The following is a 2,523-nucleotide window of genomic DNA, read 5'->3' as shown; positions in this document are numbered from 1 at the left end:
TGCACGAACCCGCTCCGCGGGAGGGGCGCCTCGTTCTGCGATGGCGCGATATTCATAGACCTTGAGCGGGTAGAGGCGTCGATCTGACCATGGAGTTCCCTTCAACGAGAGGAACTCGCCATGGCTACTCTGTCGACCGATGCACCAATCTCTCCGCTTCGCCAGCGCATGCAGCACGACATGCTCATGCGTGGCCTGGGCTCCCATACCCAGCAGGACTATGTTCGTCACGTCCGGCGCTTCGCTGTGTTCCTTGGCCGCTCGCCCCACACTGCGACGGCTGAGGACATCCGTCGATTCCAGCTGCATCAGCATGAGAGCGGCGTCGGCCCTGCGACGATCAATGGCGCGGTCTCAGCCTTGCGGTTCCTGTTCCTCGTGACGCTGAAGCGGCGAGATCTGGCGCGTGCGCTGGTGATCATGAGGTATCAGCGCAAGCTCCCCGACGTGCTGAGCGTGGAGGAAGCGGCGCGCCTGCTCGAAGCCGCACCAGGCATCAAGTACAAGGCCGCACTCGGCGTCGCCTATGGCGCGGGCCTGCGCGTGTCCGAGGTCGCACACCTCAAGGTCGACGATGTCGATAGCACGCGCATGCTGATCCGCGTCGAGCAGGGCAAGGGCCGCAGGGACCGTAATGCGATGCTCTCACCGCAACTGCTTGAACTGCTGCGGCTATGGTGGCGCGAAGGCAGGCGGCGCGGGGTGATGCTCCCGCATGGCTGGCTGTTTCCGGGGCGCAGCTGCACGGCGCCGATCTCGTCGCGGCAATTGCACCGGGCGGTCCAGGAGGCAGCCGAAGTCGCGGGCATCCGCAAACGCGTCAGCCCGCACACGCTGCGCCACAGCTTCGCCACCCACCTGCTCGAACAGGATGTCGACATCCGCGTCATCCAGGTGCTGCTTGGCCACAGCAAGCTCGATACGACTGCGCTTTACACCAAGGTCTCGACGCGGACGATCCATGCGGTCGCAGGGCCGCTCGACCGGCTGATGGCGCTGATGGAAGGCAAGACGCCGCCCGGCTGAGCCGTGCGCACCTCTGTCGAGGTCGCCGACATCTTCCGTGCTGCCGGCCCCGCCTATCGGGCCGCCCATGCAGGTCACCTGAGCCTCATCCAGTTCAAGGTGATGTCGGCGATCGAGCATTGCCGCACCGCAGCGCTCGGCGGTCACGTCGAGGCCTGCGAGGACTGCGGCCAATGGCGGATCGCCTATAACTCCTGCCGCAACCGGCACTGCCCGAAGTGCCAGGGCGCGGCCGCGCGGACATGGCTGGCTGAGCGCGAGGCCGACCTGCTACCGGTCGGCTACTTTCACGTCGTGTTCACGCTGCCAGCCGAGATCGCCGACATTGCCTTCCACAACAAGGCGCTGGTCTACGACCTGCTGTTCAAGGCGGCATCGGAGACGATGCTGACGATCGCCGCCGATCCCAAGCATCTCGGCGCACGCATCGGCATCACCGCCGTGCTCCACACATGGGGCTCGGCAATGACCCACCATCCGCACGTGCACATGATCGTGCCGGGCGGCGGCATCGCACCGGACGGGAAACGCTGGGTCTCGTCGCGCCCGGCGTTCCTGCTCCCGGTGCGAGTGCTTGGGGCGCTGTTCCGCCGACTGTTCCTGACCCGGCTGGTCGCGCTGCACGACGCCGGCTGTCTCACCTTTTTCGGGTCGATGGCGCACTTCACCGAGCGACGCGCCTTCCTGCGCCAGCTTGCTGCCGTCCGGAAGAAGCGCTGGGTTGTCTACGCCAAGGCGCCGTTTGCCGGGCCGGATGCGGTGCTCGCCTACCTGTCGCGCTACACGCATCGGGTCGCGATCTCGAACCGCCGGCTGATCGCCTTCGACGAGAGCGGCGTCACCTTCCGCTACAGGGACTACCGTCGCGACGGCGCCGATCGGCAGAAGGTCATGACGCTCGCGACCGACGAGTTCATCCGCCGCTTCCTGCTCCATGTCCTTCCGCGCGGCTTCCATCGCATCCGGCACTACGGCCTGCTCGCGGGCTCCGCCCGCAAGGCTAGCCTCGCACGTGCCCGCGAACTGCTGAGTGTCGCTGCGCCGCCCGATGAGAACACCCCGAACGAACCGGACGACTTCCGCCCGCCGTGCCCGTGCTGCGGCGGACGCATGATCATCATCGAAGTGTTCGAACGCCGGAAGCCGCCGCGCGGACCGCCGGACACTTCGGCACCGAACCGGGAGACTTCCCCATGACCCGGCATGGCATGGTCCAGACTTCAGTCGCAGGCCCTCAGCCTTCGGCGACGGACCCACGCGCGTCCATGGTGATCATCGACGCCGAAGGGGACACGTCCAGTCGCGCGCCGGGTCGACAACACCCCGCGAAAACGCGACGAAGCGACCTGGCAGCATCCATAGCGGCGCTTCCCTCCGGCGGTCCCGACATCGCCGACATCAGCCGTAAATCGAAATCCCCATAGCCACCCTCGTGGCCCGCGGGTTCCTGCATGAGAGGCTTTCGTACGCCTGCCGGCACCCGAAACCCTTCACCAA

Annotated in this window: 2 protein-coding genes; both read left to right on the top strand. The window is 66.5% G+C overall.

Features of this window, described 5'->3' with window-relative positions:
• The first annotated feature begins 120 nt into the window (after positions 1–120).
• Complete coding sequence (locus NKH52_RS35185; RefSeq protein WP_031203396.1) at positions 121–1,026, top strand: tyrosine-type recombinase/integrase; 906 nt, start codon at positions 121–123, stop codon at positions 1,024–1,026.
• 3 nt (positions 1,027–1,029) lie between these two features.
• The gene (locus NKH52_RS35180) at positions 1,030–2,223 is read left to right on the top strand and encodes an IS91 family transposase (protein WP_352656920.1); all 1,194 of its coding nucleotides are present in this window, start codon (positions 1,030–1,032) and stop codon (positions 2,221–2,223) included.
• The last annotated feature ends 300 nt before the right edge of the window (positions 2,224–2,523 follow it).

Origin of the sequence: Mesorhizobium sp. M1066 (assembly GCF_040318635.1) — a bacterium.
Taxonomy (GTDB): Bacteria; Pseudomonadota; Alphaproteobacteria; order Rhizobiales; family Rhizobiaceae; genus Mesorhizobium.
Note: the sequence above shows the minus strand (reverse complement) of the source record. Positions and strands in the feature narration are given on the sequence as shown.